Annotated in this window: 15 protein-coding genes and 2 pseudogenes; 12 read left to right on the top strand and 5 right to left on the bottom strand. The window is 68.9% G+C overall.

The annotated features are described in order from the left end of the window. Positions 1-119 precede the first annotated feature (119 nt). From atpB to ACFCZF_RS35315, 9 genes are all read left to right on the top strand, one after another. On the top strand, positions 120-959 hold the full coding sequence (gene atpB, locus ACFCZF_RS35355; protein ID WP_376675125.1) for a F0F1 ATP synthase subunit A: 840 nt from the start codon (positions 120-122) through the stop codon (positions 957-959). Between the two features lie 75 nt (positions 960-1,034). Then, positions 1,035-1,259 (top strand): ATP synthase F0 subunit C, encoded by a 225-nt coding sequence (atpE, locus tag ACFCZF_RS35350; RefSeq protein WP_030545783.1) that lies wholly within the window; start codon positions 1,035-1,037, stop codon positions 1,257-1,259. A gap of 42 nt (positions 1,260-1,301) precedes the next feature. Beyond that, positions 1,302-1,862, top strand: a complete 561-nt coding sequence (locus ACFCZF_RS35345; RefSeq protein ID WP_376675124.1) for a F0F1 ATP synthase subunit B — start codon at positions 1,302-1,304, stop codon at positions 1,860-1,862. 5 nt (positions 1,863-1,867) lie between these two features. Then, positions 1,868-2,683 carry a F0F1 ATP synthase subunit delta gene (locus tag ACFCZF_RS35340; RefSeq protein ID WP_376675139.1) on the top strand — a complete coding sequence of 272 codons (816 nt, stop codon included), beginning with the start codon at positions 1,868-1,870 and terminating at the stop codon, positions 2,681-2,683. A 154-nt stretch (positions 2,684-2,837) separates the two neighbouring features. Beyond that, the gene (atpA, locus tag ACFCZF_RS35335) at positions 2,838-4,427 is read left to right on the top strand and encodes a F0F1 ATP synthase subunit alpha (RefSeq protein WP_376675123.1); all 1,590 of its coding nucleotides are present in this window, start codon (positions 2,838-2,840) and stop codon (positions 4,425-4,427) included. Between the two features lie 21 nt (positions 4,428-4,448). Further along, positions 4,449-5,366: a F0F1 ATP synthase subunit gamma gene (locus tag ACFCZF_RS35330; RefSeq protein WP_376675122.1), complete on the top strand. Its 918-nt coding sequence runs from the start codon at positions 4,449-4,451 to the stop codon at positions 5,364-5,366. Further along, complete coding sequence (atpD, locus tag ACFCZF_RS35325; RefSeq protein ID WP_375914515.1) at positions 5,366-6,802, top strand: F0F1 ATP synthase subunit beta; 1,437 nt, start codon at positions 5,366-5,368, stop codon at positions 6,800-6,802. The genes ACFCZF_RS35330 and atpD overlap by 1 nt, the downstream gene beginning before the upstream one ends. 130 nt (positions 6,803-6,932) lie before the next feature. After that, positions 6,933-7,307 (top strand): F0F1 ATP synthase subunit epsilon, encoded by a 375-nt coding sequence (locus tag ACFCZF_RS35320; protein WP_064729863.1) that lies wholly within the window; start codon positions 6,933-6,935, stop codon positions 7,305-7,307. A 142-nt stretch (positions 7,308-7,449) separates the two neighbouring features. Further along, entirely contained in the window at positions 7,450-7,896 is a 447-nt protein-coding gene (locus ACFCZF_RS35315) for a DUF2550 domain-containing protein (protein ID WP_375914518.1), read from the top strand. Between the two features lie 34 nt (positions 7,897-7,930). Here ACFCZF_RS35315 and ACFCZF_RS35310 read toward each other — a convergent pair whose 3' ends face one another. The 3 genes from ACFCZF_RS35310 to ACFCZF_RS35300 form a co-directional block, all read right to left on the bottom strand. After that, positions 7,931-9,757, bottom strand: coding sequence for a glycosyl hydrolase family 18 protein (locus ACFCZF_RS35310; RefSeq protein ID WP_376675121.1), 1,827 nt, complete (start codon positions 9,755-9,757; stop codon positions 7,931-7,933). Positions 9,758-9,891: 134 nt separating this feature from the next. Next, entirely contained in the window at positions 9,892-10,533 is a 642-nt protein-coding gene (locus ACFCZF_RS35305) for a response regulator (protein ID WP_376675120.1), read from the bottom strand. Then, the gene (locus ACFCZF_RS35300; RefSeq protein WP_376675119.1) at positions 10,530-11,726 is read right to left on the bottom strand and encodes a sensor histidine kinase; all 1,197 of its coding nucleotides are present in this window, start codon (positions 11,724-11,726) and stop codon (positions 10,530-10,532) included. The genes ACFCZF_RS35305 and ACFCZF_RS35300 overlap by 4 nt, the downstream gene beginning before the upstream one ends. A gap of 152 nt (positions 11,727-11,878) precedes the next feature. Here ACFCZF_RS35300 and ACFCZF_RS35295 point away from each other — a divergent pair, with 152 nt between their 5' ends. After that, positions 11,879-12,478, top strand: a complete 600-nt coding sequence (locus ACFCZF_RS35295) for a hypothetical protein (protein ID WP_376675118.1) — start codon at positions 11,879-11,881, stop codon at positions 12,476-12,478. 37 nt (positions 12,479-12,515) lie between these two features. On the opposite strand, the gene ACFCZF_RS35290 is transcribed toward ACFCZF_RS35295, so the two are convergent. Next, positions 12,516-13,088, bottom strand: coding sequence for a cob(I)yrinic acid a,c-diamide adenosyltransferase (locus ACFCZF_RS35290; RefSeq protein ID WP_210960441.1), 573 nt, complete (start codon positions 13,086-13,088; stop codon positions 12,516-12,518). Between the two features lie 13 nt (positions 13,089-13,101). Continuing rightward, positions 13,102-13,209: pseudogene (locus ACFCZF_RS35285) on the bottom strand (ABC transporter permease); the annotation flags it as partial. Between the two features lie 48 nt (positions 13,210-13,257). On the opposite strand from ACFCZF_RS35285, the pseudogene ACFCZF_RS35280 reads away from it, so the two are divergent. Next, positions 13,258-13,341, top strand: a pseudogene (locus ACFCZF_RS35280) (TetR/AcrR family transcriptional regulator); the annotation flags it as partial. 88 nt (positions 13,342-13,429) lie between these two features. Further along, the coding region (locus ACFCZF_RS35275; protein ID WP_376675138.1) for a 3-hydroxyacyl-CoA dehydrogenase NAD-binding domain-containing protein at positions 13,430-13,650 on the top strand (221 nt) is incomplete at its 3' end.

Below are 13,650 nucleotides of genomic sequence, written 5' to 3'. Positions count from 1 at the left end.
TGCACCATCGCGAGGCGAGATGCCCCACAGCCGCCCCCACACCCGTAACACCAGTCCCGTGCCGAACTGCGGCCCCGCGCCGCGCCGACACAACGAGGTTGCCGTACCCATGCGCCACGATGAAGGAGCCCGCGGTGAGTGCTGACCCGACGCAGGTGCTCGCCTTCGAGACCGACTGCCACATTTTCGACGGATGTGGCTTCCCGGCTCCCGGCCTGCACTCGTTCCTCTTCGAGCCGCTCTGGGGCAACGCAGACGGCAACGGCCTGTACTTCAACAAGCCGATGCTGCTGGCGCTGCTCGGGTCGATCGTCATCGTGGGCTTCTTCTGGGCGGCGTTCGGCAAGCCGAAGGTCGTCCCGGGCAAGCTCCAGATGGTCGCCGAGGCCGGTTACGACTTCATCCGCCGCGGTGTGGTCTACGAGACCATCGGCAAGAAGGAAGGAGAGAAGTACGTTCCGCTGATCGTCACTCTCTTCTTCTTCGTCTGGATGATGAACCTCTGGTCGATCATTCCGGTCGCCCAGTTCCCGGTGACCTCGATCATCGCCTACCCGATGGTCCTGGCTCTGATCGTCTACGTGTTGTGGGTCTCGCTCACCTTTAAGCGCCACGGATTCGTCGGCTTCTTCAAGAACGTCACCGGCTACGACAAGTCGCTCGGCGCGGTGCTGCCGCTGTCGATGACCATCGAGTTCTTCTCGAACCTGCTGGTCCGCCCCTTCACGCACGCCGTCCGGCTCTTCGCGAACATGTTCGCGGGCCACACGCTGCTGCTCCTCTTCACGATCGCCAGCTGGTACCTGCTGAACGGCATCGGCATCGCCTACGCGGGCGTCTCGTTCGTGATGACGATCATCATGACGGCCTTCGAGCTCTTCATCCAGGCCGTGCAGGCGTACGTGTTCGTGCTGCTGACCTGCACCTACATCCAGGGCGCGCTCGCCGAGCACCACTGAGCCCGTCCCGCCTCGTACCCCCCAGCCGTCCGGTGGCCAACCCCCACCGGTCCGTAAAGAAAAGGAAGAACTGGCATGTCCCAGACCCTTGCTGCCGTCGAAGGTTCGCTCAGCTCCGTCGGTTACGGCCTGGCCGCCATTGGCCCCGGCGTCGGCGTCGGCATCATCTTCGGTAACGGCACCCAGGCCCTCGCCCGTCAGCCCGAGGCGGCCGGCCTCATCCGCGCCAACCAGATCCTGGGCTTCGCCTTCTGTGAGGCGCTCGCCCTGATCGGTCTCGTCATGCCGTTCGTCTACTAAGACGAGCACTGACGACCGACCCTTTCGACGAAAGGCACTGATGTGAACTCCGCCCTGGTTTTCCTGGCGGCTGAGGGTGAGAAGGAGAATCCCCTCATTCCGCCGTGGCCGGAAGTTGTCATCGGCCTCATCGCTTTCGTCATCGTCTTCGGCTTCCTCGCCAAGAAGCTGCTCCCGAACATCAACAAGGTTCTGGAAGAGCGTCGCGAGGCCATCGAGGGCGGTATCGAGAAGGCCGAGGCCGCGCAGACCGAGGCCCAGAGCGTCCTTGAGCAGTACAAGGCCCAGCTCGCCGAGGCCCGGCACGAGGCCGCGCGCCTGCGCCAGGAGGCGCAGGAGCAGGGCGCCACGCTCATCGCCGAGATGCGCGCGGAAGGCCAGCGGCAGCGTGAGGAGATCATCGCCGCCGGTCACGCCCAGATCCAGGCCGACCGCAAGGCCGCCGCGTCCGCGCTGCGCCAGGACGTCGGACAGCTGGCCACTCAGCTGGCCGGCAAGCTCGTCGGCGAGTCCCTCGAGGACCACGCCCGGCAGAGCCGCGTCATCGACCGCTTCCTGGACGAGCTGGACGACAAGGCGACGACGGCAGAGGCGTCCCGATGAGTGGGATGCACGGAGCGAGCCGCGAGGCCCTTGCCGCCGCACGTGAGCGTCTCGACGCGCTGACGGACTCCACGTCCGTGGACGCCGGCTCGCTCGCCGACGAGCTGGCCGCCGTCACCGCGCTGCTCCACCGCGAGGTGTCGCTGCGTCGGGTCCTGACCGACCCGGCGCAGGCCGGCGAGGCCAAGGCCGAGCTCGCCCAGCGCCTCCTCGGCACCCAGGTCAGCGGTCCCGCCGCCGACCTGGTGGCCGGCATGGTGCGCTCCCGCTGGTCGCAGTCGCGCGACCTGGTGGACGCGCTGGAGGAGCTGGCGGACACCGCCGACCTCACCGCCGCGCAGAAGGCGGGCAGGCTCGACAACGTCGAGGACGAGCTCTTCCGGTTCGGCCGGATCGTCTCCTCGAACACCGAGCTGCGCGCCGCGCTGACCAACCGCTCGGCCACCACCTCGGCCAAGGGCGAGCTGCTGCGCAGCCTGCTCGGCGGCCGGGCGGACGTGACCACCGAGCGTCTGGTGACGCGCCTTGTCACCGTGCCGCGGGGACGTAGCCTGGAGTCGGGACTCGAATCCCTGTCCAGGCTCGCCGCCGACCGGCGGGACCGGATGGTCGCCGTCGTCACCTCGGCGGTGCCGCTGAGCGACACGCAGAAGCAGCGCCTCGGCGCGGCCCTCGCGAAGGTCTACGGCCGCCCGATGCACCTCAACCTCGACGTGGACCCCGAGGTCCTCGGCGGGATCCGGGTGCAGGTCGGCGACGAGGTCATCAACGGCTCCATCGCGGACCGCCTGGAGGACGCCGGCCGCCGACTGGCGAGCTGACGCCCCCGAGACAACAGCACAACAAGCAGTACGTACTTACGACGGCCCTGGTTGGGCCGTGCAGAGGATTCACCTCTTTTTGGGGGGAGTCCCCGACTCGTGGAATACCCCCCAAGTGAAACTTCGGGCCCAACAAGGAGAGCAGGGAACTCAGATGGCGGAGCTCACGATCCGGCCGGAGGAGATCCGGGACGCGCTGGAGAACTTCGTCCAGTCGTACAAGCCGGACGCGGCCTCGCGCGAGGAAGTCGGTACGGTCACCCTTGCCGGCGACGGCATCGCGAAGGTCGAGGGTCTCCCCTCGGCCATGGCCAACGAACTGCTGAAGTTCGAGGACGGCACCCTCGGCCTCGCCCTCAACCTCGAGGAGCGCGAGATCGGTTGCGTCGTCCTCGGTGAGTTCAGCGGTATCGAGGAGGGCCAGCCGGTCACCCGTACCGGCGAGGTCCTGTCGGTCGCCGTGGGCGAGGGCTACCTCGGCCGCGTCGTCGACCCCCTCGGCAACCCGATCGACGGCCTCGGCGAGATCGAGACGGAGGGCCGCCGCGCCCTCGAACTGCAGGCCCCCACGGTCATGCAGCGCAAGTCGGTGCACGAGCCGATGGAAACGGGCTACAAGGCCGTCGACGCCATGACCCCGATCGGCCGCGGTCAGCGTCAGCTGGTCATCGGCGACCGCCAGACCGGCAAGACCGCGCTGGCCGTCGACACGATCATCAACCAGCGTGACAACTGGCGCACCGGCGACCCGAGCAAGCAGGTCCGCTGCATCTACGTCGCCATCGGCCAGAAGGGCTCGACGATCGCGTCGGTCCGCGGCGCGCTGGAGGAGAACGGCGCGCTGGAGTACACGACCATCGTGGCCGCCCCGGCGTCCGACCCGGCCGGCTTCAAGTACCTGGCGCCGTACACCGGCTCGGCCATCGGCCAGCAGTGGATGTACGAGGGCAAGCACGTCCTGATCATCTTCGACGACCTGTCGAAGCAGGCCGACGCCTACCGCGCCGTGTCGCTGCTGCTGCGCCGTCCGCCGGGCCGCGAGGCCTACCCCGGTGACGTCTTCTACCTGCACTCCCGTCTGCTGGAGCGCTGCGCGAAGCTCTCCGACGCCGAGGGCGCCGGCTCGATGACGGGTCTGCCGATCGTCGAGACCAAGGCCAACGACGTGTCGGCGTTCATCCCGACCAACGTCATCTCCATCACCGACGGCCAGTGCTTCCTGGAGTCCGACCTGTTCAACGCCGGTCAGCGCCCGGCCCTGAACGTCGGTATCTCGGTCTCCCGCGTCGGTGGCTCCGCCCAGCACAAGGCCATGCGGCAGGTCTCCGGCCGACTGCGCGTGGACCTCGCCCAGTTCCGTGAGCTGGAGGCGTTCGCCGCCTTCGGTTCCGACCTGGACGCCGCGTCGAAGTCGCAGCTGGAGCGCGGTCAGCGCATGGTCGAGCTGCTGAAGCAGAACCAGTACCAGCCGATGGCCACCGAGGACCAGGTCGTCTCCGTCTGGGCCGGCACCACCGGCAAGATGGACGAGGTGCCGGTCGCCGACATCCGCCGCTTCGAGAAGGAGCTCCTCGAGTACCTGCACCGCCAGGAGCAGGGCCTGATGACCTCCATCCGCGAGGGCGCCAAGATGTCCGACGACACCTTGCAGGCCATCGCCGAGGCGATCACCGCGTTCAAGAAGCAGTTCGAGACCTCGGACGGCAAGCTGCTCGGCGAGGACGCCCCGTCCGTCGCCAAGTGACGTAAGGAAGGGACCTGACTCATGGGAGCCCAGCTCCGGGTCTACAAGCGTCGCATCCGATCCGTCACCGCGACCAAGAAGATCACCAAGGCGATGGAGATGATCGCCGCCTCGCGCGTCGTCAAGGCGCAGCGCAAGGTGGCGGCCTCCACGCCGTACGCGCAGGAACTGACCCGCGCGGTCACGGCGGTCGGTACCGGTTCGAACACCAAGCACCCGCTGACCACGGAGGCGGACAACCCGACCCGTGCCGCGGTCCTGCTCCTCACGAGCGACCGCGGTCTGGCCGGCGCCTTCAACTCCAACGCCATCAAGGCGGCGGAGCAGCTGACCGAGCGCCTCGAGCGTGAGGGCAGGCAGGTCGACACGTACATCGTCGGCCGGCGCGGTCTCGCCCACTACAACTTCCGCGAGCGCAAGGTCGCGGAGTCGTTCGCGGGCTTCACCGACGAGCCCTCGTACGCGGACGCCAAGAAGGTCGCGGCGCCGCTGATCGAGGCCATCGAGAAGGAGACGGCGGAAGGCGGCGTGGACGAGCTCCACATCGTCTACACCGAGTTCGTCTCGATGATGACGCAGACGGCGGTCGACTCCCGGCTGCTGCCGCTGAGTCTCGACGAGGTGGCTCAGGAGTCCGCGGCGAAGGACGAGATCCTTCCGCTGTACGACTTCGAGCCGTCGGCGGAGGACGTCCTCGACGCCCTGCTGCCGCGCTACGTCGAGAGCCGCGTCTACAACGCGCTGCTGCAGTCGGCCGCTTCCAAGCACGCCGCCACGCGGCGCGCGATGAAGTCGGCCACCGACAACGCGGGCGAGCTGATCAACACGCTCTCCCGTCTTGCCAACGCGGCCCGCCAGGCCGAAATCACCCAGGAAATCAGCGAGATCGTCGGTGGCGCCAGTGCCCTGGCCGACGCGAACGCGGGGAGTGACAACTAATGACCACCACTGTTGAGACCGCGACGGCCACGGGCCGCGTCGCCCGGGTCATCGGCCCGGTCGTCGACGTGGAGTTCCCCGTCGACGCGATGCCGGAGATCTACAACGCCCTCCACGTCGAGGTCGCCGACCCGGCGCAGGCGGGCGAGCTGAAGACGCTGACCCTGGAGGTCGCCCAGCACCTGGGTGACGGCCTGGTCCGCACCATCTCGATGCAGCCCACCGACGGTCTGGTCCGCCAGGCCGCGGTGACCGACACGGGTTCGGCCATCTCCGTCCCCGTCGGCGACTTCACCAAGGGCAAGGTGTTCAACACCCTCGGTGAGGTGCTGAACGTCGACGAGCAGTACACCGGTGAGCGCTGGCCGATCCACCGCAAGGCGCCCAACTTCGACGAGCTCGAGTCGAAGACCGAGATGTTCGAGACCGGCGTCAAGGTCATCGACCTGCTGACCCCGTACGTCAAGGGCGGCAAGATCGGTCTGTTCGGCGGTGCCGGCGTCGGCAAGACGGTGCTCATCCAGGAGATGATCTACCGCGTCGCCAACAACCACGACGGTGTCTCCGTGTTCGCCGGTGTCGGTGAGCGCACCCGTGAGGGCAACGACCTCATCGACGAGATGAGCGAGTCCGGCGTCATCGACAAGACCGCGCTGGTCTTCGGTCAGATGGACGAGCCGCCGGGCACCCGTCTGCGCGTCGCGCTGGCCGGCCTGACCATGGCCGAGTACTTCCGTGACGTCCAGAAGCAGGACGTGCTGTTCTTCATCGACAACATCTTCCGCTTCACCCAGGCGGGCTCCGAGGTGTCGACCCTGCTCGGCCGCATGCCCTCCGCGGTGGGCTACCAGCCGAACCTGGCCGACGAGATGGGTCTCCTCCAGGAGCGCATCACCTCGACCCGTGGTCACTCGATCACCTCGATGCAGGCGATCTACGTCCCCGCGGACGACCTGACCGACCCGGCCCCGGCCACCACCTTCGCCCACCTCGACGCGACGACGGTTCTGTCCCGTCCGATCTCCGAGAAGGGCATCTACCCGGCCGTGGACCCGCTGGACTCGACGTCCCGCATCCTCGACCCGCGGTACATCGCGGCGGACCACTACCAGGCCGCGATGCGCGTGAAGAACATCCTGCAGAAGTACAAGGACCTGCAGGACATCATCGCGATCCTCGGTATCGACGAGCTCGGCGAGGAGGACAAGCTCGTCGTCCACCGTGCCCGTCGCGTGGAGCGCTTCCTGTCCCAGAACACCCACGTCGCCAAGCAGTTCACCGGCGTCGACGGGTCGGACGTCCCGCTGGAGGAGTCGATCGCGGCCTTCAACGCGATCTGCGACGGCGAGTACGACCACTTCCCGGAGCAGGCGTTCTTCATGTGCGGTGGCATCGAGGACCTGAAGAACAACGCCAAGGAGCTCGGCGTCTCCTGAGTCTCGTGCTCATCGTGAGCCCCAGGGCTCACACCGGAGGGGGCGGGCGCGTCCCGCCCCCTCCGTCACGCCTATTAGACTTGTAACCAACACCCGGCTCTCCGGCCGGGTGGTGACCCGAGGAGCCACCTTGGCTGCTGATCTGCACGTCGCGCTGGTCGCGGCCGACCGAGAGGTCTGGTCCGGCGAGGCCACCCTGGTCGTCGCGCGCACCACGTCCGGCGACATCGGCGTCATGCCCGGTCACCAGCCGCTGCTCGGTGTGCTGGAGTCGGGCCCGGTGACCATTCGTACGAGTGACGGTGGGACGGTCGTCGCCGCGGTGCACGGCGGTTTCATCTCGTTCGCGGACAACAAACTGTCGCTGCTGGCCGAGATCGCCGAGCTGTCGGACGAGATCGATGTCCAGCGCGCGGAGCGGGAGCTCGAGCGCGCGAAGGCGGAGGGCGACGCCCACGCCGAGCGTCGCGCGGACGTCCGACTGCGCGCGGCGGCGGGACGCTGATCCACAGCACTGTGCGATAGCGTCGTGCTATGACGTCACTCAGCCGCGGCTGGGACCGGAGCCATCCGGACCCGGCCGCGGCTGAGGCAGATCCGGGTGTTTTTTCCGTTCCGTTACCTAGGAGACGAGGAGGTCGGTGTCGATGGCCCTCGCTCTGACTGTGTGCGGAATTGTCGTCGCCCTGGTGGTGATCGGGCTCTTCGTCTTCGGTCTGCGCCGCCGGCTGATCCAGCGATCGGGCGGCACCTTCGACTGCTCCCTGCGCTGGGACGCCCCCAAGGAGGGCGACGGAGGCGGCAAGGGCTGGTCCTACGGAGTGGCCCGCTACAACGGCGACCGGGTCGAGTGGTACCGCGTCTTCTCGTACTCCCCCCGCCCGCGCCGCGTCCTGGAACGCTCCGCGATCGAGGTGGCCGGCCGCCGCGTCCCGGACGGCGAGGAGGAACTGGCGCTGCTCTCGGACGCCGTCGTGCTCGCCTGTCTCCATCGGGGCACGCGGCTCGAACTGGCGATGAGCGAAGACGCGCTGACCGGATTTCTCGCGTGGCTTGAGGCAGCCCCGCCCGGTCAGCGCGTCAATGTCGCTTAGGCCCTTGGGCCCTTGAGCCTTGGGCCCGTAGGGATTACTTCAGACCGCTGTCGATGGCGCTCACCAGCTCGCCGTTCGCGGTGTCGCCGCTGAACTCCCAGAAGAAGGCGCCGCCCAGCTTCTGCTGCTCGGCCCAGTCCATCTTGGACTTGACGGTGGCCGGGGTGTCGTAGGACCACCAGTTGCTGCCGCAGTGCGCGTACGCGGTGCCGGCGACGGTGCCGGTGGCCGGGCAGCTGTTCTTGAGGACCTTGTAGTCCTCGATGCCCGCCTCGTACGTGCCGGTCGCCGGGCCGGTCGCCGTGCCGCCGGGCGCGGACTGTGTGACGCCGGTCCAGCCGCGGCCGTAGAAGCCGATGCCGAGGAGCAGCTTGTCGGCCGGGACACCCGCGGCCTTGAACTTCGCGATCGCCTCGGCGGAGTTGAAGCCCTGCTGCGGGATGCCGTCGTACGAGGTCAGCGGCGAGTGCGGAGCGGTCGGGCCGTTCTTCGCCCAGGCGCCGAAGAAGTCGTACGTCATCACATTGTACCAGTCGATGTACTGCGCGGCGGCGCCGTAGTCGGCCGCTTCGATCTTGCCGCCGTCGGAGGCGTCGGCGGTGACGGCGGCGGTGACCAGGTCGTCGCCGAACTCGGCGCGCATGGCCTTCATCATGGTGCTGAAGGCGTTCGGTGCGCTGGTCGTGTCACAGCTGAGACCGCAGGCGTTCGGGTACTCCCAGTCCAGGTCGATGCCGTCGAAGACGTCGGCCCAGCGCGGGTCCTCGACCAGGTCGTGGCAGGACTTCGCGAAGGCGGCCGGGTTCTTCACCGCGTCGGGGAATCCGCCGGACCAGGTCCAGCCGCCGAAGGAGAACAGCACCTTGATGTGCGGGTACTGGGCCTTCAGCTTGCGCAGCTGGTTGAAGTTGCCGCGCAGCGGCTGGTCCCAGGTGTCGGCGACGCCGTCGACGGACTGGTCGGCGGTGTACGCCTTGTCGTAGTCGGCGTAGGCGTCGCCGATGGTGCACTTGCCGCCCTGGACGTTGCCGAAGGCGTAGTTGATGTGCGTGATCTTCTCGGCGGAGCCGGAGGTGACCAGGTTCTTCACGTGGTAGTTGCGCCCGTAGACGCCCCAGTTGGTGAAGTAGCCGAGCTTGACCTCTTCGCCCGGCTGCGGGTCGGGGCCGCCGCCGTCGCCGGTGGTGGTGACCTTCACCGCGCCGCTGACCGGACCGGTCTGGTCGGCGGTGTCACGGGCCTGGACGGTGTAGGAGTAGTCGGTGCCGGCACTCAGGCCGGTGTTCGTGTAGGTGGTGCCGGTGACCGTGGCGACCTTGGCGCCGTCGCGCAGGACGTCGTAGTTCTTGATGCCCTTGTCGTCGGTCGCCGCCGACCAGGACAGTTTCACCGAGGTGTCGGTGATGCCCGAGGCGGTGGGTGTCCCGGGCGCGGAGGGTGCCTCGTCGCCGGGGACGGAGGAGCCGTCGCAGCTGCCGCCGTTGAGCTTGCAGTTGGACGGGGAGCCGGGGCCGCTGCCGTTGAAGCCGAAGGAGACCGACGCCCCGGGGGCGAGGGTGCCGTTCCAGCCGACGTTCTTGGCGGTCCAGTGGTCACCGGAGTTGGTGACCGTGGCGTCCCAGGCGGAGGTGACCTTGGTGCCGGAGGGGAAGTCCCACTCGACGTTCCAGGAGTTGATGGTCGTGGTGCCGGTGTTCTTCACGGTCCACTTGCCGCCGAAGCCGGTGCCCCAGTCCGAGGTCTTGGCGAAGGTGGCCGTCGCGCTGGTGGCCGCCTGGGCGGGACTCGCGAGGCCGACCAATCCGGCGAGGGGAAGCGCCAGGGCCGCGACGAGCGCCGCGGCTTTGTGTCTGAAGCGCATGCTGCGCCTCCTTATGTGGGGTTGTGTCGTGGGCATGACTGAGCCTCATGCCCGCAGTGCCGCGAGAATAGAAAGGTCTGGACCATAGGTCAATAGGTCTGGACCAGTGCTACGGCCTGTAGTTGAGTGGGGAACTAGATCCCCAACTCCTGCGCGAGCACCGCCGCTTGCACCCGGCTGCGCAGCGCCAGCTTCCCCAGCAGGCGGCTGACGTGCGTCTTCACCGTGGCTTCCGCCATGTCCAGCCGCTCGGCGATCGCCGCGTTGGACAGCCCCTCGCCGAGACAGGACAGCACCTCGCGCTCGCGCCGGGTGAGGTCCTCGAGCACCGACGGATCGGCGGTCGGCTCCCGGACCGGCTTCGCGGCGAACTCGGCGATCAACCGCCGGGTGACGGCCGGGGCGACGATCCCCTCGCCGCCCGCCACCGTGCGCACGGCCGCGAGGAGGTCCTTCGCCTCCGTGTTCTTCAGCAGGAACCCGGAGGCCCCCGCCCGCAGCGCCCCGAAGACGTACTCGTCCAGATCGAAGGTGGTCAGTACGAGCACGTCGGCGAGCTGCTCCGCGACCACCCGCCGGGTCGCCGACACCCCGTCCAGCCGGGGCATCTGAACGTCCATCAACACCACGTCCGGCCGCAGCTCCCGGGCCAGCGCCACCGCCTGCTCGCCGTCCGCCGCCTCCCCGACCACCTCGATGTCCGGGGCGCTGCCCAGGATCAGCACCAGTCCGGCGCGTACGGCGGACTGGTCCTCGGCGACGAGGACGCGGATCATGCGAGGTCTCCTTCGGTCAGGGGGAGGGTGGCGCGTACGGTCCAGATCTTGCCGCCCGTCGAGCCGGGGTCCGCCACCGGCCCGGCCTCGAACGTGCCGTGCAGCAGCGCGGCCCGCTCCCGCATGCCGACGAGACCGGCACCCGAGCCGGGCGCGCGCGGGGCCTCCCGGTCGCCGTACGAGCTGGTCACCCGGACGTACAGGACGTCGTCGTGCCGGGTGAGCACGACACGTACCGTCCCCTCCGAGGCGTGCTTGAGCGCGTTGGTGAGCGACTCCTGCACGATCCGGTACGCGGCCAGCTCGACCGGCGCGGGAAGTCCCTCGCCGGACACCGTCTCGAGGGTGACGTCGAGGCCGTTGGCGCGGGCGCCGTCCACCAGCGCGCCGAGGCCGTCGAGCGTGGGGGCGGCGGCCGGCTCGGTGTCCCCGCCGTCGTCCCGCAGGATGCCGATCAGGCGTCGCATCTCGGCCAGTCCCTCGACGCTGTTCTCACGGATGACGCCGAGCGCCTGCCGGGTGGTGGCCGGGTCGTCCAGGGAGAGCGCGGCCGTGGAGTGGATGGCGATCGCGGAGAGGTGGTTGGCGACCATGTCGTGCAGCTCGCGGGCCATCCGGGCGCGCTCGGCGGTCACCGCCTGCACGCGGTCCATCTCCGCGAGCAACGCGGTCTGTTCGGCGCGCAGCAGGGCGGCTTCGGCGGCTTCGCGGTGGTTGCGCACGATCAGTCCGGTGGAGGCGGGCCCGAAGGACACGACACCGACGACGACACCGATGAGCAACGCCTCGGGTACCTGCCACACGGCGAACGGCACGACGGTCGCGGCCACGGTGAGCAGCCCGGTGATCCACGGGATGCGGCGGGCGGAGGAGGGCGGTCCGTACAGGACGGCGGCGTACATCAGGTCGGAGTACATGATCAGCATGACCAGGCTGCCCTGCGTGACCGTGTCCCCGATCAGCGCTGCGGTACCGATCAGCAGCCCCGTGCGCGGCGCGGCCCGGCGCAGCAGCTCGCAGCCCGCCATGACGACGAGGGGGACCAGCAGCGGCCAGCGGCCGTCGAACAGCACGATCGGTTCGCCGGCGGGCCGCACACCCAGGCCGATGCCCCACAGGAGCAGCCCGCCGAGCAGACCGGCCGACGCGGCGTACACGTCGAAGCGGCGCGGGCGGGGGAGTCGTACGGCCATGCCACCATCCAACACGCCCCGCGCCCCGCCCGCCTGATCCCGGGGGACGGTCCGGCACTGCATCTTTCGATGTACCGGAGGTTCGTCACCGGCGACGACGAACGAGGCGGATTCCGACGGGAGCCTGGAAGGGTGAACGAAGGGAGCACGTCATGGTCGTCGCGTTGATCATCGCCTGTGAGGTCGGCTTCTGGGTGCTGCTGGCGCTCGGACTCGCCGCCCGCTACCTGTTGAAATGGCGCCGCACCAGCGTCTTCCTGCTGCTGTGCGAGCCCGTCCTGGAACTGGTGCTGTTCGCCGCGACGGCGATCGACCTCAAAAACGGTGCCGAGCCGGGCTGGGAGCACGGCCTGGCGGCGCTGTACATCGGCTACACGGTCGCGTACGGCCACTACACGATCCGCTGGCTCGACGGCCACGCCGCCCACCGCCTGGGCGGCGGCCCACCCCCGGTGAAGCCCCCGCGCTACGGCAGGGCGCGGGCCGCCCACGAGGGCCGGCTGTGGCTGCGCACCCTGCTGGGCGCCGCCGTGGCCTGCGCGCTGCTCCAGGGCGCGGTCTGGTACGTCGGTGACGGAGACGTGTCGTCGCTGCGGGCCTTCCAGTGGGTGGCGATCCGGGTCGCCGCCATCCACGGGCTGGTGGCGCTCGGGTACCTGATCTGGCCGAAGAAGGACCCGGTGACCGAGGTCGGCGAGAGCGCCCCCGAAGGGGCGCGGGGAACTGCGCGATCAGCCACGACGAAGCGGTAGACGACCGACGGCCGTCACCCCACACCCCGCGGAGCGCTCAGCGCTCCCCGCCCGGCACCCACAGCACGTCCCCCACCTCCTTGTTGGCCACCCGGGCCAGGATGAAGAGCAGGTCCGAGAGGCGGTTCAGGTAGGTCGCGGTGAGCGGGTTCATCGACTCGCCGTGGACCTCCAGCGCCGCCCACGTGGAGCGCTCGGCCCGCCGGACCACCGTGCACGCCTGGTGCAGCAGGGCCGCGCCGGGCGTGCCGCCGGGCAGGATGAAGGAGCGGAGCTTCTCCACCTCGGCCAGGAAGCGGTCGCAGTCCGCCTCCAGCTTGTCGACGTAGAACTGCTCGACCCTCAGGGGCGGGAACTCCGGGTTCTCCACCACCGGCGTCGACAGGTCCGCGCCCACGTCGAACAGGTCGTTCTGGACGCGGACGAGGACCTTGACGACCTCCTCGTGCAGGCCGCCGAGGGCGATCGCCGTGCCGATCACCGCGTTCGCCTCGTTGGCGTCGGCGTACGCGGAGATCCTGAGGTCGGTCTTGGGGACCCGGCTCATGTCACCGAGGGCGGTGGTGCCCTGGTCGCCGGTCCGGGTGTAGATGCGCGTCAGGTTGACCATGGGGCCAGCGTAGTTACGCTCCGGCGGTACGGACCACGCGTGTGCCCACCGTCACGGCCGGCGCGGTGCAGGCGAGGGCGACCAGGACGCCGTACGGCATGTGCCCCGTCGCGTAGTCGCCGATGACGCGCGCCCTGAGGGCGGGTCAGGTCAATCGGCCGTACGGATCTCCCGCGACGTCCTGCTGCTGGACGAAATGGAGGAGCTGTTGAGCGAGAAGGTGCTCAACTACGCCGTACGGGGAGCGGGCTGACATCCGAATGGCAGCCCTCGGTGTGATGTCCGTCATCTGAGACGTGACGCGCGTTACTAACCGGTCACACAGCCCCTCACGCCCGCTAATCTCCGGCCGAGAGAAGAGAAACAGCGCGTATCAGGGGAGTCGCACAGTGGCACGGAAGCTCGCCGTCATCGGAGCCGGTCTCATGGGGTCCGGAATCGCCCAGGTCTCCGCCCAGGCGGGCTGGGACGTCGTCCTGCGCGATGTCACCGACGAGGCGCTGCGGCGCGGCACCGACGGCATCAGGGCCTCGTACGACAAGTTCGTCGCCAAGGGGAAGCT

Origin of the sequence: Streptomyces sp. NPDC056296, from assembly GCF_042268605.1 — a bacterium.
Classification (GTDB): Bacteria; Actinomycetota; Actinomycetes; order Streptomycetales; family Streptomycetaceae; genus Streptomyces.
The sequence above is the reverse complement of the archived record's forward strand: the minus strand, read 5'-3'. Positions and strand labels throughout refer to the sequence as shown.